At 41.3% G+C, this 20,621-nt stretch carries 11 protein-coding genes; 8 read left to right on the plus strand and 3 right to left on the minus strand.

The genetic code is table 11. The features are described 5' to 3' along the window. Window positions 1-46: 46 nt before the first annotated feature. Together ACM5QX_RS13520 and ACM5QX_RS13525 are read left to right on the plus strand one after the other, a co-directional pair. Window positions 47-5,017, plus strand: a complete 4,971-nt coding sequence (locus ACM5QX_RS13520; RefSeq protein ID WP_414753970.1) for a beta-ketoacyl synthase N-terminal-like domain-containing protein — start codon at window positions 47-49, stop codon at window positions 5,015-5,017. Window positions 5,018-5,381: 364 nt separating this feature from the next. After that, a complete protein-coding gene (locus ACM5QX_RS13525) occupies window positions 5,382-10,742 on the plus strand; it encodes an amino acid adenylation domain-containing protein (protein ID WP_414753971.1) in 5,361 nt (1,786 codons plus the stop codon). A gap of 121 nt (window positions 10,743-10,863) precedes the next feature. Here ACM5QX_RS13525 and ACM5QX_RS13530 read toward each other — a convergent pair whose 3' ends face one another. Both ACM5QX_RS13530 and ACM5QX_RS13535 read right to left on the minus strand, forming a co-directional pair. Further along, a complete protein-coding gene (locus ACM5QX_RS13530; RefSeq protein ID WP_414753973.1) occupies window positions 10,864-13,053 on the minus strand; it encodes a caspase family protein in 2,190 nt (729 codons plus the stop codon). A gap of 154 nt (window positions 13,054-13,207) precedes the next feature. Beyond that, window positions 13,208-13,369 (minus strand): hypothetical protein, encoded by a 162-nt coding sequence (locus tag ACM5QX_RS13535; RefSeq protein ID WP_414753974.1) that lies wholly within the window; start codon window positions 13,367-13,369, stop codon window positions 13,208-13,210. Window positions 13,370-13,790: 421 nt separating this feature from the next. Between ACM5QX_RS13535 and ACM5QX_RS13540 the strand changes: the two genes are divergently transcribed. From ACM5QX_RS13540 to ACM5QX_RS13565, 6 genes are all read left to right on the plus strand, one after another. Beyond that, complete coding sequence (locus ACM5QX_RS13540) at window positions 13,791-14,393, plus strand: YbhB/YbcL family Raf kinase inhibitor-like protein (protein ID WP_414753975.1); 603 nt, start codon at window positions 13,791-13,793, stop codon at window positions 14,391-14,393. 67 nt (window positions 14,394-14,460) lie between these two features. After that, window positions 14,461-14,652 carry a hypothetical protein gene (locus ACM5QX_RS13545; protein WP_414753976.1) on the plus strand — a complete coding sequence of 64 codons (192 nt, stop codon included), beginning with the start codon at window positions 14,461-14,463 and terminating at the stop codon, window positions 14,650-14,652. Between the two features lie 37 nt (window positions 14,653-14,689). After that, window positions 14,690-15,853: a YbdK family carboxylate-amine ligase gene (locus ACM5QX_RS13550; RefSeq protein ID WP_414753977.1), complete on the plus strand. Its 1,164-nt coding sequence runs from the start codon at window positions 14,690-14,692 to the stop codon at window positions 15,851-15,853. A gap of 161 nt (window positions 15,854-16,014) precedes the next feature. Beyond that, window positions 16,015-17,640: an alpha-keto acid decarboxylase family protein gene (locus tag ACM5QX_RS13555; RefSeq protein WP_414753978.1), complete on the plus strand. Its 1,626-nt coding sequence runs from the start codon at window positions 16,015-16,017 to the stop codon at window positions 17,638-17,640. Between the two features lie 52 nt (window positions 17,641-17,692). Beyond that, window positions 17,693-18,790, plus strand: a complete 1,098-nt coding sequence (locus ACM5QX_RS13560) for a Glu/Leu/Phe/Val family dehydrogenase (protein WP_414753979.1) — start codon at window positions 17,693-17,695, stop codon at window positions 18,788-18,790. Continuing rightward, window positions 18,771-19,019, plus strand: a complete 249-nt coding sequence (locus ACM5QX_RS13565) for a hypothetical protein (RefSeq protein ID WP_414753980.1) — start codon at window positions 18,771-18,773, stop codon at window positions 19,017-19,019. Before ACM5QX_RS13560 ends, ACM5QX_RS13565 begins: the two co-directional genes overlap by 20 nt. Here ACM5QX_RS13565 and ACM5QX_RS13570 read toward each other — a convergent pair. Then, window positions 19,012-20,082, minus strand: a complete 1,071-nt coding sequence (locus ACM5QX_RS13570) for a Photosystem Q(B) protein 1 (protein ID WP_414753981.1) — start codon at window positions 20,080-20,082, stop codon at window positions 19,012-19,014. The genes ACM5QX_RS13565 and ACM5QX_RS13570 overlap by 8 nt on opposite strands. Window positions 20,083-20,621 lie beyond the last annotated feature (539 nt).

Below are 20,621 nucleotides of genomic sequence, written 5' to 3' on the forward strand. Positions count from 1 at the left end.
AATTCTGTTCATTACCTTTACTTGATTTATTTTGAGGAAAAACCCAATGATTACTAACAATAATGTTGAATTTTCTACTTTAGTAGACTTATTAAGATACAGAGCGCAAAATCAACCTACACAAACAGCTTATACATTTCTTGTTGATGGGGAAACAGAAAGCATCTCTTTAACTTATCAAGAATTAGATCAAAAAGCACGGGCGATCGCAACTCAACTTTTGCAACGGGGAGTACCAGGTTCACGAGCTTTGTTACTTTATCCACCAGGAATGGAATTTATCCCTGCCTTTTTTGGTTGTTTATATGCTGGCTTTATTGCTGTTCCGGCTTATCCACCCCGACGTAACCAAAAAATGTCTAGGCTACAGGCGATCGTATCAGATGCCGAGGCTGTAGTCGCACTGACTACATCTACAGAATTAACTTCGATGGCCTTACAGTTAGCAGAAAATCCTACCTTGACAGCGATACCCTGGATCACAACTGATAATCTCAATGCAAATATAGCTGAAGATTGGCAACAACCCAATATTAATAGTGATACTTTGGCCTTTCTGCAATACACTTCAGGTTCAACCGGCACACCCAAAGGGGTAATGATTACCCACGGCAATTTATTGCATAATTCCCAACTCATTTATAACTTTTACCAACACACACCCAATAGCCAAGGTGTAATTTGGTTGCCTCCGTACCACGATATGGGATTAATTGGTGGGGTTCTGCAACCTCTGTATGGTGGTTTTCCGGTGACTTTGATGGCCCCAGTCGCCTTTTTGCAAAAGCCTTTTCGTTGGTTGCAGGCCATTTCTCATTACAAAGCAACTACCAGTGGCGGCCCTGATTTTGCTTATGACTTAGTCTGTCGTCAAATTACTCCCGAACAACTAGCAAGCCTGGATTTGAGTAGTTGGGAAGTGGCGTTTACCGGTGCTGAACCAATACGCGCACAAACTCTAGACCGATTTGCAGAAACTTTTGCGCCTTGCGGTTTCCGGAGAGAAGCTTTCTATCCTTGCTATGGGATGGCGGAAACTACTTTAATTGTCTCTGGGGGTTGGAAATCTGAAGCTCCCATTGTGCGACATATAGATACCACAGCTTTGTTACAAAACCAAGTCATAGATACGACTACGGCGGCTGGTGGTAAAGCCATTGTGGGTTGCGGTAAAAGTAGCCCAGACCAAACAGTACTGATTGTCAATCCTGAATCATTGACATCTTGTGGAGATGGACAGGTAGGAGAAATTTGGGTATCGGGGTCTAGTGTTGCTCAAGGTTACTGGAATCGCCCCGAACAAACACAACATACCTTTCATGCTTACCTAGCAGATAATACAACTGGCCCTTTTCTGCGGACTGGAGATTTGGGCTTTTTACAGGATGGTGAGTTATTTATTACTGGTCGTCTCAAAGATTTAATTATCATTATGGGACGCAATCATTATCCCCAAGATATTGAATTTACAGTGGAAAATTGTCACCCAGCACTACGTCCAGCAGGTGGTGCGGCTTTTGCAGTTGAAGTTAACAACGTGGAGAAATTGGTGATTGTTCAAGAAGTGGAACGTAGCTATCTCCGCAAGCTAAATGCTGATGAAGTCATAGCTGCTATTCGTAAGGCTGTAGCCGAACATCATGATTTACAAACTCATACCATCGCTTTAATTAAAACGAACAGTTTGCCGAAAACTTCTTCTGGGAAAGTCAGACGTAGTACCTGTAAAGCTGAGTTAGAAGCTGGAAGTCTCGACATAATTGCACAGTGGAGTGCAGATGCTCAAAATCATAGTCCATCAGAAAAATTAATTGCTCCACAGGTAGAAAAAACAGTCAATACCGAAGCAGTTGCAACTTGGTTGTTAACAAAAGTGAGCGAACAATTACAAGTTCCTGCTCAAACAATCAACGTTAACGAACCTCTAGCACAATATGGTTTGGGTTCTTTAGCAGCAGTGAGAATTTCCGGAGAATTGCAGGAATGGTTAGGACGGGAATTGCCAACAACGCTGTTGTATGACTATCCTTCCATCGCTGCTTTAGCTCAATATTTAGGCGACGGAGTGCCACAACCCAAGGTAGTCTCACAGCAACCAACAGACAATCATGCGATCGCCTCTGGCGGGGCTGCGCCCATCGCGATCGTGGGTATTAGTTGCCGTTATCCTGGTGCAAATAATCCGGAAGCCTTTTGGCAATTACTCCGCAATGGTGTAGATGCTATTGGTGAAGTTCCTCAACAACGCTGGGATGTGAATGCTTTTTATGATCCCAACCGTGCTACACCAGGCAAAATGAATACTCGCTGGGGTGGCTTCATCTCGGAAGTAGATCAATTTGATGCCCCATTCTTTGGCATTTCTCCACGGGAAGCAGAATCTCTCGATCCCCAACAACGGTTACTTCTAGAAGTTTGCTGGGAAGCATTAGAAAATGCAGGTAAAGCACCGAGTAAGTTAGCCGGAAGCAACACAGGGGTATTTGTTGGTATTAGTAATTTTGATTACTCCCAATTGCTAGCCAAACAAGTGTCTGGATTAGATGCGTATAGTGGAACTGGTAACGCTTTTAGTATTGCCGCTAACCGCATATCCTATTTATTAGATGTACACGGGCCAAGTTGGGCAGTAGACACAGCTTGTTCTTCATCCTTAGTTGCAGTTCACCAAGCTTGTCAAAGTCTGCGTCAGGGAGAATGCGAAATGGCTTTAGCTGCTGGTGTGAACTTAATTCTCACCCCACAGTTGACAGTGACATTTTCCCAAGCTGGAATGATGGCTGGTGATGGTCGTTGTAAGACTTTTGATGCTGATGCAGATGGTTATGTGCGGGGCGAAGGTTGTGGTGTAGTGGTACTCAAGCGTCTGAGTGATGCTTATCGTGATGGCGATCGCATTTTGGCAGTGATTAAAGGTTCAGCCGTGAACCAAGACGGACGCAGCAACGGACTCACCGCCCCCAATGGACTAGCCCAGCAAGCTGTAATTCGGCAAGCTATGCAAAATGCTGGTGTTGCACCTCATGAAATTGGCTATGTAGAAGCGCATGGTACAGGCACATTTTTAGGTGACCCCATCGAGATTAACTCCCTGAAAACAGTCCTCGCACCAGGACGCACACCTGGAGATACCTGTGTGATTGGTTCAGTCAAAACCAATATCGGACATCTAGAAGCAGCCGCCGGCATTGCTGGTTTAATTAAAACTGTCCTCTCACTACACCATGAAGAAATTCCGCCCCATCTGCACCTCAAACAAGTTAACCCCCACATTTCCTTAGCTGATACGAATTTATCTATCGCTACTACACTGTTACCTTGGAATAGAGGTAATAAACGGCGGTTGGCTGGTGTATCTTCCTTTGGTTTTGGTGGTACTAATGCCCATATCATCTTAGAAGAAGCTCCTCTAGTTAGTCCTAAAGAGACAGTCAGTGATGAACGTCCCTTGCATTTATTCACACTCTCAGCTAAAAGTGAAAATGCTTTGCGTGATTTAGCAAAAGACTATGAGAATTATCTAGGTAACCACCCTGACGCTTCATTAACAGACATTTGTTTCACCGCCAATACTGGACGATCGCATTTTGATCATCGCTTAGTGGCGATCGCTCAATCTCATATCCAATTACAAACCGTACTAGGTGCTTACGCGGCTGGGAAGAAAACCTCACAATTAGTCAGTGGTAAAATCGAAAACAAACAGCAACCGAAAATCGCCTTTTTATTCACAGGTCAAGGTTCTCAATATATCAACATGGGTCGCCAACTGTATGCAACCCAGCCGACCTTCCGCGCTGCCATTGACCAATGTGATCAAATTTTGCGGTCATACTTAGATCAACCACTGCTGTCAGTTTTGTATCCTGACACAGAAAGCAGCTGCATCGATGAAACCGCTTATACCCAACCTGCGATATTTGCTGTAGAGTATGCCCTAGCGCAATTGTGGAAGTCTTGGGGTGTAGAACCAACAGCTGTCATTGGTCATAGTTTCGGTGAATATGTCGCCGCTTGTATTGCTGGAGTATTCAGTTTAGAAGCAGGACTGAAGTTAGTTACCGAGCGATCGCGCTTAATGCAAGCACTCAAATCAATGGGTGCAATGGCTGCGGTGTTTGCCAGTGAGGAACAAGTGCAAGCCGCGATCGCTGAATACAGTCCAGAGGTGACAATCTCTGCTGTAAACGCTCCTGATAATATCACCATCTCTGGTACAGTCGCCAAAATTGCAGCAGCGATCGCCAAGTTCACAGCTCAAGGAATTGAGACTCGACGCTTGAATGTATCCCATGCTTTTCATTCGCCTTTGATGGATGAAATGCTTGATGCTTTTGAACAAGCAACCAGCCTAGTCAACTTCCAAGCACCACAGATTCCTTTCGTTTCCAATGTCACCGGCAATTTCCTTCCAGTCGGACAAGTACCGGATGCTCAATACTGGCGATCGCATACACGCCAGTCCGTCAGATTTATGGACGGATTGAATACTTTATTAGCTGAAGGTTACGAATTATTCATAGAAATTGGTGCTAAACCAGTTCTTTGTAGTCTGGGTAAACGTTGTCACGGAAGCGAAAATTCTGTTTGGTTGCCTTCTTTGAATGCCAAGCGAGATAATTGGCAAACATTGCTAGAAAGTTTATCAACATTGTATCTACGGGGAGTAGAGATTGACTGGGCAGGATTTGAAAGTGATTATTCCAGTCAGCTAGTTGCACTTCCTACTTATGCCTTTCAAAGAAAACGTTACTGGATTCAATCGCCAAATCGGGTTGACAATATCCCAGTAAATCACCACAGCAATAATTCTCAACCTGTTACTTCCGCTAGTAGTGATAGTGCAAAACTACCATCTCAAGCCTTAGTAGAAAAAATGCTCAAACAACAACTACAGATTATGTCTCAGCAATTAGAAGTGTTGCGTACTCATAATTTGACCACAGGTCAATTCTTGCCATTGCAACATGGACACTTACCAAAGCCACCCAAGCTAAACCATCAGCCTAGTATTTAAACAAGAAACAGAGATAATGCGTAATGTTCGACCCTGAGACCATGCCACAAAATTCTTGGAACACAGGGTTGAACATTTTTCAACCCCTACCTATATATTTAGTTTCATCTTGTACATAGTTTCTCCAGTCCCCTGCTGTACTAAAACAAGCAATATTCACAGCACCCTTGCATAAATAAAATTCTCGACCCCTATTAAAACAGAGACACAAGATATAGAAATCCTTCTTGATTTTTGAACAAAATACCGACCAATTGCCAGGTTTTATTGCCTAATTTCGGACTACGCCAATCATCAAAATGGATGCCTATATTTGCTAAAGAAAAAATGTCATCAAAATACTACTAACACACAATCAAAAAATATGACCACATCTACTATTGACAATCATAATTCCTACTCTCTAGTTACTAACCAGTCCCAAGAATGTCAAAATACTTTAGCAAACTTACGTGTAATTATTGCAGATTTACTCAAATGTGAACCTGACGAAGTAGATGTAAAAGTTCCATTTCTAGAAATGGGTGCTGATTCTATTGTTTTAGTTGATGCCATTCGTCAGATTGAAAATAATTTTAGAATTAAAATTACGATTCGGCAGTTATTTGAAGAATTAACAAACCTGAGTGTCTTAGCTAATTATATCGAGGAAAATGTAAAATTAGAACCATCGACATTGCTAGTTCAAGAAACATTAGAATTGTCGGTTAATCCACAGCCACTCCCACAATCACAACAGTCAGAACAGAAATCTGAAACATTAGTAGAAATAGTGCTGCGGCAGCAGTTTGAATTGATGTCTCAACAGTTGGAAATCTTACGGGAATCCAACTTACCAACTAATTTAAATGTTACTCCTAGCCAAAATCAAGCAGCGAAATCTGTTCCTAACCCAGTAGTACAAACAACACCTGACTTAAAAACAGGGGAGTTAAATAAATCTACACTCAAAAAAGCTGATTCACCCTCTTCTTTCTGGCGAGTTGAACAATCTCAAGCTAAAACCCTGACTTCCCAACAACAACAATATTTAAATTCTCTAATTGCACGTTATACCAAACGTACAGCCAAATCCAAGCAGCGATCGCAATCTTATCGCCCAGTCCTGGCCGATAGAAGAGCTTCTATTGGATTTCGCCCGGAAACGAAAGAAATTCTCTATCCTATAGTTGGCGATCGCTCTCAAGGATCGAGGATTTGGGATGTTGATGGCAATGAGTACATAGATATTTCTATGGGTTTCGGTGTACATCTTTTTGGACATAATGTTCCGTTTATTACCGCAGCCCTAGAAAATCAAATCAAGCAAGGTACACACATCGGCCCCCAATCAAAACTTGCAGGTGAGGTAGCCACTTTAATCTGCGAAATGACCGGAATGGAACGAGTCACTTTCTGTAATTCCGGTACAGAAGCAGCAATGACAGCGATGCGTATAGCTCGTGCAGCTACAGGTCGTGCAAAAATTGCTATCTTCAAAGGTGCTTATCACGGACACTTTGACGGTACTTTAGCCATACCCCAAACATCTGAAGACGGAAAATTACCAGCACAACCAATGGTTCCGGGAGTGCTGCAAAATATGGTTGATGATGTTTTACTGCTAACTTATGGTACTCCCGAATCACTGGAAATTATCAAAGCTAATGCCCATGAATTAGCAGCTGTTTTGGTTGAACCGATACAAAGCCGTAAACCCGATTTACAACCCAAAGAATTTCTGCAACAACTGCGAGTAGTCACACAACAACTAGATATTGCCTTGATTTTCGATGAAGTAATCACAGGTTTCCGCATTCATCCCCGTGGCGCGCAAGCATGGTCTGGTGTTGATGCAGATATTGTTACCTATGGCAAATTAATTGGTGGCGGTATGCCAATTGGGGTCATCGCTGGCAAAGCTGCCTACATGGATAAAATCGACGGTGGTTTCTGGCAATATGGAGATGATTCTTATCCTGAAGTAGAAACAACATTCTTTGCTGGTACTTTCTCCAAGCATCCATTGACGATGGCAGCAACACGGGCTACGCTCTTACACCTCAAAGCTGAAGGAGCATCTCTACAGGAGCGATTAAATCAACGCACATCACATTTAGCTGCCACACTTAATAGTTACTTTGAACAAGCAAATGTTCCTTTGCGGATAGTACATTTTAGTTCACTGTTCCGCTTCACTTTATCCGGCAATTCCAGTTATCTGTATCAGCCTTTAGAAATGGATTTGCTGTACTATTCTTTAATTGAAAAAGGCGTTTATATCTGGGAAGGACGCACCTGTTTTCTCTCTACTGCACATACCGATGAAGATGTGAACTATATCATTCAAGCAGTTAAAGACAGTGTACAGGAGTTGCAAGCTGCGGGTTTTTTTTCCAAAAGTCCCAAGTTATCAACAAATCAGCCGCAAACACCTAAAACGTCAGACCATGTAAAAAATGCTGTATCTTTGACAGTACAAGATACCATCAAGCCAGAAGTTAAGGAAGCATTCAAAATTCCCTTGAGCGATGCCCAAAAGCAGCTGTGGTTCTTAGCGCAAATGGGTGACAATGGCTCTGTTGCTTATAATATCTCTCTCAATATTCAATTACAGGGTACTCTTGATCTAGCTGCCATACGTCAAGCCGTGCAACAAGTTGTGCAACGGCATGAAGCTCTACGCACTACTATCAGCAGTCAAGGCGATTTTCAAGAAATATTACCATCACTGAAAATAGACGTTCCCGTAATTGATTTCTCAAATGTTAAAGATAGTCAGTTACAAGTGAACCAGTGGTTACAAAACCACAGCCGTGAATCTTTCGACCTAAGTAATGGGCCTTTGTTCCGTGTGCGAATTCTCAAATTAGCAGAGCAATTACATCTGCTAGTGGTCAGCGCCCATCACATCATTACTGATGGCTGGTCAATCAGTGTCATCTTGCAAGAAATGATGGCATTGTATTCAGCCAAGTGCCAGGGTCATGTTTGCCAACTAGAACCACCAATACAATTTAGTTCTTATCTCGACTGGCATCGCCAATTCTGTGCCACAGACGAGATGAAAGCCCATGAATCATATTGGTTACAGAAGTTTGCTTACCCAGTTCCAGTTTTAGACCTGCCTACAGACCGTCAGCGTCCGCCAAGCAAAACTTATCAAGGTGGCAGACAACAGCTATTACTTGACCCTAATATCAGTGCTGCCATCAAACAACTCAGTAAGCAAAACGGTTGCACCTTATTTATGACGCTGTTATCCGCATACGCAGTCTTACTGTATCGCTTAACCAACCAAGACGACCTCACTATCGGCATCGCGTCTGCGGGACGTTCTCTTGAGGGTAGCGAGAGACTAGTAGGTTATTGCAGCCATATGCTACCAATACGCACTCAAATTAGCGATGATGCTACCTTTGTTGAACATCTCAAAGCCTGCAAAAGTGTGTTGTTAGATGCCTACGAACATCAAGATTATCCTTTTGCTAAATTGATTGACAAGCTGGGAGTTAACAGCAACACTGGTATGTCTCCTCTGGTGAACGCTACCTTTAACTTGGAACGCCCCGTAGCTATTCCCCAAATGTATGGCTTAGAAAGCAGCTTGTTACCCCAGTCGATAAGTTTTGCTGATTATGACATCGGCTTAAATGTAACGGAGATTGATCACGAGCTATTGTTGGAATGTGACTACAATGCAGACTTATTTGATGCTGCAACTATTGACCGCATACTGGGGCATTACCAAACTTTATTGTTAGGGATTATTGCCAGTCCCCAAACATTAGTCTCGCAATTATCTTTATTGACAGCAACCGAACGTCAGCAAATCTTAGTTGAGTGGAATCAAACCCAAATCGACTATGACCGCAATCAATGTGTGCATCAAATATTTGAGCAACAAGCACAATTAACTCCTAATGCTGTGGCAGTAGAATTGGGTGAGCAAAAACTCACTTACCAACAGTTAAATCACCGTGCCAACCAATTAGCGCATTTCCTCCAAAGTTTAGGTGTCAAACCAGAAGTCCTTGTGGGTATTTGCGTTGAACGTTCTGTAGAAATGTTGGTGGCAATGCTGGGTGTTCTCAAAGCTGGTGGTGCTTACTTACCCCTAGACCCGGCTTATCCTCAAGAACGCTTGGCTCATATGCTAACTGATTCTCAAGCCTCGGTGTTACTGACAAGTGCTAACTTAGTGAGCCAACTGCCAAAATCATCTGCAAAATTAGTCAAGTTGGATACCGACTGGCAAATGATTTCTCGGCAACCAATCATCAATCCTACTGGTATTGTTGTACCAAGTAATTTAGCCTATGTAATTTATACATCAGGTTCTACAGGCAAATCTAAAGGAGTACTCATTCCTCACCAAGCTTTAGTCAACCATAACTACGCCATAGCTAAAAATTATGAACTGACAGCGAGCGATCGCATCCTCCAATTTGCTAGCTTTAGCTTTGATGTTGCGGCTGAGGAAATATTCCCGACTTGGTTGAGTGGGGCGACTTTAGTACTACGACCAGAAGAAATATTTAGCATCCCCGATTTTGTGCAATTTGTCAAACAACAAGACTTGACTGTCTTAAACTTGCCTGTGGCATACTGGCAAGAGTGGGTTTCCCAAATGCCGCAAATTAGTTGGACACCCAATGTCCGCTTGTTGGTAGTTGGTAGTGAGAGAGTCCCTCTAGAGCGTTTTTTGACTTGGCAACGGCTAGTAGGTAGTAACGTGAGTTGGCGCAATGCTTACGGCCCCACGGAAGCAACAATTACAGCTACAATCTATGGTTCTCAATTGAGTTCCCATCAGCAAACAGCAGCTTCACTGTTTATCGGTCGTCCCATAGCTAACACACAAATTTATATTCTCGACCAGCATTTACAACCAGTACCTATTGGGGTCACAGGTGAACTACATATTGGTGGGAATGGTTTGGCACAAGGTTATCTCCACCGTCCAGAATTAACGAAAGAGAAGTTCATTACTCACCCTTTTAGTGATGAACCAACAGCCCGCTTGTACAAAACAGGGGATTTAGCCCGCTACAGAAGCGATGGTACAGTTGAATTTATCGGTCGCATTGATCATCAAGTAAAAATTCGCGGTTTCCGTATCGAACTGGGGGAAATAGAAACAGCACTCAATCAACATCCACAAGTACGAGAGTGTGTAGTTATAGCCAGCGATGACCAATTAGCTCATCAGCAATTGCAAGCATACATCGTTTTTCATCAACAACTAAAAGTAGATAGTAGCGAACTGCATCGCTTCCTCAAGCAAAAATTGCCTGAGTACATGATACCTACTAGTTTCTTCCAGTTAGAAAATATACCCCTCACCCCCAACGCCAAAATCGACCGCCAAGCTTTAAATCGCTTAGGTGTGTTAATCAACAATATTGAAGTGAATCGGGTTGCACCCAGCAATCATATCGAGGAGGTACTAGCTAATATCTGGACTGAAGTTCTCAATTTAAAACAAGTAGGTATCCACAATAATTTCTTTGAATTAGGCGGTAATTCCCTCTTAGCAATGCAACTTTTAAATCGGGTCAATGAAGCCTTCTTAATAGATTTACCTTTGCGTAGTTTATTTGAATGTTCAACCATCGCTGAACTGAGCGAGTTGATTCAAGCTTACAAACTAGAACAATTAGAAAGCGACGCTCTTGAACAAATTTTAGCTGAAGTTGATGAGTTAATTGATACAGAAATCGAGCAAATGCTGGCTAAATTTTAGAAGAAACAATTAGGCGATTTCTCATCGCTTAATTATTGCTCGATTCTCATGGGTGTTTAAGATTACTATATTAGGTATTGAGTTAGTCCGAGGGGAAAATAATACTTCTCCTCGACATAATTCAACCCCATATACGCTGTTTAAACTTTAAAGCTAGCTGTGGATCGGGAATTTTGGCTATCAATTTATCTACCAATTCTTTGGAAGTGATTTGGGTATGAGATTCTAAAATATGTTGAATATTCAATCTAGCATCTGAGCCAATTAGATTGGTTAACTCACGTTCACATTTACCAAGAAAAGCTGCATTTATTGTTTGTTCATTTGCCGATCTACTGAGAGAAAAACTACTTTTTTTATTTAATATAAATAATGCTTGTTCTTTAAATTTTTCTTGTTCCTTATGTGGTAAATAATTAGCTAATGTTCTTATTAATTCTGCACCATTATTTACTTTTAAAGCTTTTTTTAAAACTATAGACGCAACTATGCCTAATGATTGTTTCAGTAAATTTTCTAATTCTGTAAGCTGTTCTGAACTAAGGAGCAAATTAAGTTGAGGTTTTACTGTCTCTATAGCTTCACTAGTAACAGGAATAGGCGATGGTAAAGGTAAGGTAGTAGAGGGAATTTCTGTCACATCATCAAGATGGTGAGATGGGAATTTTTTTTGTTGCTCCTGTTGATTTCTCTGGAGATAAGGTCTTTGGGAAAAATTTGGATAATTCTTACTAGGTAAAATATCAATTATCGTTTGCGTTTCTGATATCCAAAAATCAAGTGTGACATCTTGTTTTGGTAAACGTTTTTGTAATTCAGTAATCAATTTAGAAACTGACAAACCAACTTGTACATTTACACTAGCAAGGATTTTGTGGAGTGTTTGGCAAAATAATTCTGATTTATCTATTGTGGAAGTAGCTGCAATTATACATTGCCCATACTCTGTACCACATTGGCAATATTCTATCCATTTTTTGAGGGAATTAGTGTTAGGACAATCTAAAATGATTATTTGTTGAGTCTTAGTTGCACGTTGTAGCTGTTGTTTTAAGCAAGAACGGCTAAGAAGTACTCCATTGCCTAATATGAACCAAGCTTCTCCATTTTCGTTTTCTTCAATGTACCCACGTAAATAAAGTAAGCAAGTTGGTGTAGGTTTGATTAATTCTAAATAAGAAGGAGATTTTATGGTTGATTTACTATCTCTATCTAGAAACCCTTGGATTTTTATCTCTATATCTGACCAAGATTTGCTTTGTTGATGCCAACACTCGGCTTGAAAATCACCAGCATGAGCAAATATATCAATCAAATCAGTATTTATCTTGTTTGAGAGTCCATCTATAACTAAAGCTCGTCGCTGTTGGTGAGATTCATCTGCATCATATTTGAATCCTAAAATAAATTCTCCTACTCCTTCAACAATTCTTTTAGGCGTTTGCAAAGGATATTCTGGATATAATTTTCTGTCACCACGGTTGAGTTTTTGTTTATTTATCAGACGCAGTTGGTGATTTAATTTATCAATATATTGTAATGTCTGGCGATAAACATATTTATATAAACCGTCTGCTTCAATAACGCCATGAGAATCAGCAGCTTCACCCAATAGACCCCGTACTAAGTAATAAGTAAAGACTCCATGTCCCAGTTCCGGAAACTCCCAAGACTGCTGTCCTTGATCGCAAGATAACAAAGCACAAAATCCCTTACTACGACTAGCGCGTTTTCGCAAGGCATTCACAAGATTTGTTGCGGGGTTCAGTAATGTCTCAGTGATGTTTAATTCTCTGAAGCTAGCGTTGTTTATTTGAGGCATTTTCATATCGCCACTGTGACAGGTATCTAGACAAACTAGTTGTTGATTGGTACGACTAGTCTCTAAGATTTGTAACAGTTTTTGCACAGGTAATCCTGTATCTGGCAGGTTCTCTCGTCTGGTATCTGATAAGCACAGCACAACATCTTGAGTATCTGACTCTAACATTCCATGACAGGAAAAATATAAAAATATTGAGTCAGTAGGTTTAGCTTTTGAAACAATTCGTTCCAGACTCCGACAGACCGTTTTTACGGTAGGAGTTTCTCCCATAAAATCATGATGAATGATCACTTCCTTACGTAAAAATCTCTGTGTAACTTTTGCTAATGCGTCTCCCAACGCTTCACAGTCACCTGCCGGATAGCGTAAATTAGGTAAACTCACATCTTGGTATTCGTTAATACCTACTAACAAAATCCAGAGTTTTGCTTCTCCTGTTGTAAATATATAAGTGGAATCACTACTACCAATACCCAGGGGAGACATTTTTACTAATGTAATGCTAAAGATAAAGAACTAAGCGGGTGTGACCAGATTTCATCAAAATAGTAACATAACCTGAGATCGACACAGCCGCTTTAGCTGCATAAATTTGACCTTATAGAATGTGACTGTAAGTATAAATTTGCCAAGAACCACTTTATCCTTTAATACGGGATGCTTTAGCTCCATATCTTGCTGATTTAAAAGGTAAGCGGATTATTCTTTCTACTGGTGGTGTAAAAAGTTGGTCGTTGATTTTAGGAATTGCTCGTAAAGTGGCGCGTCTGCATCCCATCGCTGTTGTTAAAGGATAAAACATAAACTGAAGGGTCTAGTTGCGTTCAACCAGACCCTTCAGCCATAACTGCCTATTCTATACAAAGGTTCCCTCCGCAAAAACCTGGGTTTACACGTCTCGCAGGCTCCTCACTCTAACCTCCCATAGTCGCATCTTCCTAGATCCTGGTTTGGCGTTACTCTTACCTTAGCTTTCGGTAATTGGTGTTGCCACTTTCTTCATCTATGTTGGAAGTTCCCTGCGATGGATCTCACCTATATACTAACATATTTTTACAGCATGGAAGGGCAGTTTTTTATTTTATATCTGTTAATAACTACTGCCATAAATTGAAATCTGAATTTAAAATTCAAAATTCAAAATCACTTTTTTATATAAGCTAAAACAAGAACTAAAATGATTAACTTTTGTGAAAAAATATAAAAATATTAGGTGCAAGATAATGAGCAGACGGCGAGACTTTCTACTTCAAAGCTTCAGTATAATTGGGTTAGTAAAATTATCTGCGATCGCTTGTAGTTCTGTGGGTAATAAAAATACCGAAATTGCCTCCACCCCAAGCAGTACATTAACAACAGAGAGGAAAAGCATGAAATTAGAAAGTGTCTTTGGAGCTAATAGCCAAATTCCTACCAAATATACCTGTGATGGCGTTGATATTTCGCCTACTCTTAGCTGGGATGAACCTCCAAAAGAAACCCAAAGTTTAGCATTAATAGTCGATGATCCAGATGCACCCAGACACACATTTGTACATTGGGTACTTTACGATATACCTCCTACAGTTCGGCAATTACCAGAACACATCACTGCTACGAAAACCTTACCAAGTGGTGGAGTGCAGGGAAAGAATGATTTTGGCAAATTAGGTTATGGTGGCCCCTGTCCTCCTAGTGGTACACATCGGTATTTCTTCAAACTTTATGCTTTAGACAAAAACTTGGGTTTGCCACCAGGCGCAACAAAAGAGCAAATTTTGCAAGCAATGAAGGGTCATGTTTTGGCAACAGCAGAGTTAATCGGAGGCTACCAACGTCAGCTTTAGACTTCCTGCGAGTTCCAAAAATATGGGTATGAACAAAAGATATTTATCACATTCAGGAGTGATTCTTATGCACAAAGAATACATGAATGCTTTAGAAGAATTAATCGATAAATTGACATTAGCTGCAATCCTAGAGATGTTAGAGCGAATATGTCACAAAAAAGCTGAAAATTTGCGAACTCATTGGCAAGATGAAACTTCAGCTAAGATGTGGGAAAAAGCTGCTCGACAAATAGAACAGATAAATGTTGACGTTTGACTAAATAGTCAAATTGTTTAAGTAAGGATTATGTAACATGGGTGATATAGAATTCAAAAGCTCTCCCGAATTCTCTCTAGGGATGGAAATTGAGTTGCAATTACTCAATCCTGATACGCTGCAATTGGTAGATGGCATTTCACCGCTTTTAGCACAAACTCCTGAAAATTCCTGGATTCAACCAGAATTTAATCAAGCGATGGTAGAGATTGCCTCTCAGGTTTGCTCAAATATCCCTGAGTTAGAAGCCAATATTGTTGCTATTTTGCGTGACCTCAAAACTAGATGTCAAGCACTGGGTATGACTATTTGTGCAGCCGGAACTTATCCATGTTGCGATCGCTTTGCCTCTATCACCCCTATTCCCAGGTATCTGGCTCAGCGAACTGCATCCGGCTATCTTGCAGATTTAATGATGACTTGTGCGCTTCAGCTTCATGTAGGAATGCCATCGGGTGATGTAGCTATAGATATTATGGGCAGACTTAAACCCTATCTCCCCATTTTGTTGGCTCTGTCTGCTAGTTCACCCTTTTGGTGGGGTAACGATACTAGCTTTGCTTCCTTTCGCCAAAGGTTTTTATCATCCTTGAGAACTTATGGTATTTGTCCCACTTTTAAAAATTGGCAGGATTTTGCTAATTTCTTTGCTACTGCTCAAAATGCAGGGATGTTTGAGATTATCCGCGATATCCATTGGGATTTGCGTCCCCAACCTGATTTCGGAACTCTTGAGGTTAGGGTAATGGATGCTCAACCAACGATCAAGGAATCGATGATGCTGGCGGCTTTCATCCATTCTTTAATTGTGGATCTGTATCATCAAAGTCAAGGAAAACAAACAGAATTTTTGCTAACTCCCCTTCCTTGGTTGATTGAAAGAGAAAACTACTTTCGCGCCTCTCGTTGGGGTTTAGATGCTAATTATATTGAAGATGAACAAGGCAATAGCAGACCCATCAGGAATATAGTTAAAGATATCTTGAATGTACTAGCAGAAACTGCTGATACGTTGGGAAATAGCTCATATCTATTCCAATTAGAAAAAAGATTAGACCAAGGAGCAAGTTATATTCGACAACGGCGAGTGTTGGAAAACACAGGTTCTTTAAAGGCGGTGGTTGCTTCTTTGGTGAGTGAGTTGGAAGCTGAATTAGCCAGTAAGAGCAGACAGGAGGCTGTAGCCTACGGTTGGCTGTAAGGCTCACCAGAAGGTAAGCCACGCAAGATCATTAACTGGCACAATTATGCCTGACGGTACTATCCATCAAGACTTGTAAAAGATATCGTGGGAAGAAAATCTGACAATCGGCGATCTGCGGATAGTCGGTTTTGGGAAAATATTCTTGAGGGAGGTAGAAGATGCCTCAACTAGCACCGCATATATTTGATATTTTATACCAAAAAGGTGTAGAACACGCATTTGGGATACCTGGGGATTTTGCCTTAACACTATTCGATGCACTAGCAGACAGCAAGATTGCACCTATTGTCATGACGCACGAACCCTGCGTAGGCTTTGCGGCTGATGCTTACTCCCGAATTCGGGGTTTGGGTTTAGCGGTTGTTACCTATAGCGTTGGCGGCTTAAATATGGTGAATGCTGTAGCTGGTGCTTATGCCGAGAAGTCTCCATTGGTCATTTTAAGCGGCGGGCCAGGTGTGCGAGAACAACGAGAGCATGACTTGTTACATCATAAGGTGAAAACTTTTGACACACAACGGCGTGTTTATGAAGAAGTAACCCTTTACGCCACAAAGCTAACCGATCCAAAAACAGCCGATGCTCAAATTCATCATGCTCTTGACTATGCAACGACATTCAAGCGTCCTGTTTATTTGGAAATTCCCCGTGATCTAGTTTATGCGGAGATTACAGAGTCAGAACACTTACCACCACCAATCAAGCGCACTGATCCAGATACTTTAACGGAAGCCATTGCAGAAACTCTGGAGATGCTCAAGCGATCGCACTCACCAGTCATTCTTGCTTGTGTTGAAGTTCATCGCTTTGGCTTGCAGGAACAACTTCTAGCTTTGGCAGAAAAACTTGGTGTACCAGTCTGCTCAACAATGTTAGGAAAATCTGTTTTTCCCGAAAGACATCCGCAATACATCGGTATTTACAATGGTGAGGCTGGGGATTTAAATGTGCAGAAAATCGTGGAAGAATCAGACTGTGTGCTGATGTTGGGAGTGTTTATGACTGATATCAACCTGGGGATGTTTACCGCTCATCTCAACCCAAGTTGTACAGTGTATGCAACTTCAGAACGCCTCGCCATTAAGCATCACGAATACCCCAATGTGAGGTTTGAAGATTTCATCACCACCTTGCTTGATAGTCCAGATTTGCCTCATTGGGATTCATCCGGCATCTATACTATGAAACCGCGTGTTACGCCATCTGTGGGTAAAATTTCCATGAGTGGACTACTTTATGAACTCAATCAGTTCATTGACAGTAACACTTTACTAGTGACGGATGTTGGAGATGCCCTATTTGCAGCAGATGATATCCAGACACAGCAAGGCACATCATTCTTATGTCCCGCCTTCTACGCCAGTATGGGGTTTGGCGTTCCTGGGGTGATTGGCGCGCAATTAGCCGATCCATCCCGACGAGCGATCGCTTTGGTTGGCGATGGGGCGTTTCACATGACAGGAATGGAATTGCTCACAGCGCAAAGCTTAAGACTAAACCCGATTGTTATAGTCATTAACAATGGCTCATTTGCCAGCCTCCAGGCAATGGGACATCAAGAAGCGGCTTTTGTCCAAATTCCCACAATAGACTATGCCCAGTTAGCTAACGTTCTTGGTGGTCATGGCTTTGTGATCCACACCAGTACACAACTACAACAAGCCTTACAGACAGCGCAAAATAGTAGCACTTTCAGTATTCTTGATGTTCATCTCTCACCTGATGATGTTTCGCCTGCCTTACAAAGATTGAGCGCACTATTTACCAAATCCCTGACAGGATAGTTAATGATTAATCAATAATTACAGTACTTTTTATGTAAGTGAAGTATGTTCAATGGATAATATTTTTCGCTTTGCTGATGAGCTAGGCCCAGCCAAGATTATTCATATCTACGAAAGAAAAGCTGATCTAAAAGCTATTGTTGTGGTTGATAACATTGATTGTGGCCCTGCGATCGGTGGAGTACGTATGGCTACAGATGTGACTACAGAAGAAGTTTTTCGATTGGCACGAGCTATGACTTTAAAAAATGCTGCTGCTGACTTACCCCACGGCGGCGGTAAATCTGCAATCTTAGCCGACCCGAAACAACCTTTAGCAGATAAGGAACGCTTGTTGCGTACCTTTGCTTGTGCTATCAGGGATGTGACTGAGTATATCCCTGGCCCCGATATGGGAACAGATGAACAGTGCATGGCTTGGATCAAACAAGAGATTGGTCGTGCTGTCGGACTACCAAAAGCAATAGGGGGTATCCCCTTAGATGAAATTGGTGCTACTGGTTTTGGTATAAGTATCTGTGCAGAGATAGCTAGCAAGTTTTGTCACCTCAATCTAGAAGGCGCACGTATTGTAATTCAAGGTTTCGGTTCTGTTGGGAAAAACGCTGCTCGCTTTTTAACGGCTAAAGGAGCGTTACTTATAGGAGCCGCAGATTCTCAAGGAACTCTTTTTAATCCTCTGGGAATCGATGTTAAGCAGTTAATCAAACTGAAAAATTCTGGTAAGAGTGTGATTAATTATCCACAGGGAGACAAACTAGATCGGGACGCAGTTATTGACATCGAGTGCGATATTTGGATACCAGCAGCCAGACCTGATGTTATCCATGCTGATAATGTTGACCGCCTGAAAACGCAGCTTGTGATCTCAGGTGCTAATATCCCGTTTACCGAAGCAGCAGAAAAGATATGTCATGAACGAAGTATTATTGTAGTACCTGATTTCATCGCCAATGCAGGTGGTGTAATCTGCGCTGCGGTTGAGTATGATGGCGGAAATCAGACCACAGCCTTTGAAACTATTGCCAAGAAAATTCGCCAAAATACTACGCTAGTTTTAGAACAAGTTGCCAAAACAGGTAAGCTACCACGACAGGCTGCTGTGGAACTTGCCCAGAGACGGATATGTCTTGCTAGACAAGATATTTAAACAACAAATTTGCTGTATCGTTTTGTGTGCATCTGACCCTTACACAGTGGTGGGAGTCAGTCAAAGTTTTGGCGTGACTCCGGATTTAATCACTGGGATAGCCACTAGCACAACTGCGGATGTAGAACTGGTAGAAAAGCTCACAGGTGTTGTGGCTTTAACTCTACCAGATCACCAGTCTCTACCCAAACTGATGCAGATATTAAAAGCCAAGTTAGCCTTTAACTAACTGGAATAGGTTGATCGCTAGACAGCACCAATGGAAAATTATGGACATTAGGAGCGTGCATGACACTGAGACCAATATTGGCACGGTTTAAGATATCAGCGTCGCTTCTAATTACATTACCCCGACTATCTAAGATGGAATGATTAAAGTTCAAGCCATTGAGATTAAATGCCATTGAACATACACCCATCGCCGCAAACCAAATACCTATTGTTGGTAATGCTGCTAATAAGAAATGGAAAGCACGATGATTTCTGCTAGCAAAGGTAGGAATCAACAAGCGTCCCAAGAAGCTATGGTGTCCTACCAAGTATTTGTATGTCACTTGCTGCTGACCCAACTTATATCCACCGTTGATGGATTCATTTTCATCGGTATTGCGAATTAGCGTTGAAGCCACTAAAGAACCATGTAAAGAACTCAACAGTGCGCCACCAAACACACCTGCTACACCCAACATATGGAACGGGTGCATCAGGATATTATGGTCGCCTTGGAAAGCCAACATAAAGTGGAAAGTTCCAGCAATTCCCAAAGGTAAACCATCAGAAAAACTACCTTGACCAATAGGATAAACTAACAAAACAGAAGTAGCAGCAATCACGGGTGCAGAATAGGCAACTGCTATCCAAGGTCGCATTCCTAAACGATAACTAAGTTCCCAAAATCGCCCTAGTAAGCACCAAATACCAATCAGAAAATGCAGCACAATCAACTGATATGGCCCGCCATTGTAAAGCCATTCATCCATTGATGCCGCTTCCCAGATAGGATAAAAGTGCAAACCAATGGCAGCAGAAGTCGGCACTACTGCGGCTGTAATTAAATTATTACCGTCCATTAGTGAACCCATAATTGGCTCACGTATACCATCCATATCTACGCTAGGCGCAGCAATAAAAGCCAAAACAAAACAGGTGGTAGCAGCTAGCAAGGTAGGAATCGACAAGACACCAAACCAGCCGATATAAATCCGATTTTCTGTGCTGGTAATCCACGCACAAAAACTATCCCATGAATCAAAAAAATTAAATTCCTTTTGACGTTGAACAATGGTACTCATGGTTTTTATCTCCTAAGCAATTCCAAGTTCAAAATTTTTCTACTACTTGTAGCAGATGCCTATCTCTTAGGTTTGACCTACCGTTGTATGTTCAGGAATTCCGATAGTTTTTAGAGATTAGATTTGCCAGTAATCAATTAGTTGAATATCTCTACTTTAAAGTTAGAAAAAGAATTTGAGGAACTTGTGAGGAAACACGGCACTTATGAAAACTTAAATTTTGTCATAATTTAGATTAACAACATATTCAACGCATCTTAAAAGTAAGTAAACCCAAGATTTCCCAGTCAAAGCGACAATATCTTGGTTTCATAGCAAATATTAGCTGATTTTTTCTTTTCAAGGTTTAAATCACAGGTTATTTGATTCCAATAATCATACTTCAATAAAACTGTGGTTAAAAGAATGAGATTTAAGTTAACTTATTTTTTGTCAACGAATAAACTATTAAGTAAATATCAAAGCTAATAAAATGTATGCTTTTATAAAATTTTTAGATTAAGATAATAATATTTTTTATTTCTAAAGACAGATGAAAA

The sequence above is a fragment of the Anabaena sp. CCY 9910 genome, from assembly GCF_963920875.1.
GTDB lineage: Bacteria > Cyanobacteriota > Cyanobacteriia > Cyanobacteriales > Nostocaceae > Trichormus > Trichormus variabilis.

What these genes read in the sequence shown, in the direction of transcription:
- ACM5QX_RS13535 (WP_414753974.1), bottom strand. Translation starts at nt 13,369, where the DNA reads ATGTTTTATCCTTTAACAACAGCGATGGGATGCAGACGCGCCACTTTA.
- ACM5QX_RS13540 (WP_414753975.1), top strand. Translation starts at nt 13,791, where the DNA reads ATGAGCAGACGGCGAGACTTTCTACTTCAAAGCTTCAGTATAATTGGG.
- ACM5QX_RS13545 (WP_414753976.1), top strand. Translation starts at nt 14,461, where the DNA reads ATGCACAAAGAATACATGAATGCTTTAGAAGAATTAATCGATAAATTG.
- ACM5QX_RS13570 (WP_414753981.1), bottom strand. Translation starts at nt 20,082, where the DNA reads ATGAGTACCATTGTTCAACGTCAAAAGGAATTTAATTTTTTTGATTCA.
- ACM5QX_RS13530 (WP_414753973.1), bottom strand. Translation starts at nt 13,053, where the DNA reads ATGTCTCCCCTGGGTATTGGTAGTAGTGATTCCACTTATATATTTACA.
- ACM5QX_RS13560 (WP_414753979.1), top strand. Translation starts at nt 17,693, where the DNA reads ATGGATAATATTTTTCGCTTTGCTGATGAGCTAGGCCCAGCCAAGATT.
- ACM5QX_RS13525 (WP_414753971.1), top strand. Translation starts at nt 5,382, where the DNA reads ATGACCACATCTACTATTGACAATCATAATTCCTACTCTCTAGTTACT.
- ACM5QX_RS13520 (WP_414753970.1), top strand. Translation starts at nt 47, where the DNA reads ATGATTACTAACAATAATGTTGAATTTTCTACTTTAGTAGACTTATTA.
- ACM5QX_RS13555 (WP_414753978.1), top strand. Translation starts at nt 16,015, where the DNA reads ATGCCTCAACTAGCACCGCATATATTTGATATTTTATACCAAAAAGGT.
- ACM5QX_RS13550 (WP_414753977.1), top strand. Translation starts at nt 14,690, where the DNA reads ATGGGTGATATAGAATTCAAAAGCTCTCCCGAATTCTCTCTAGGGATG.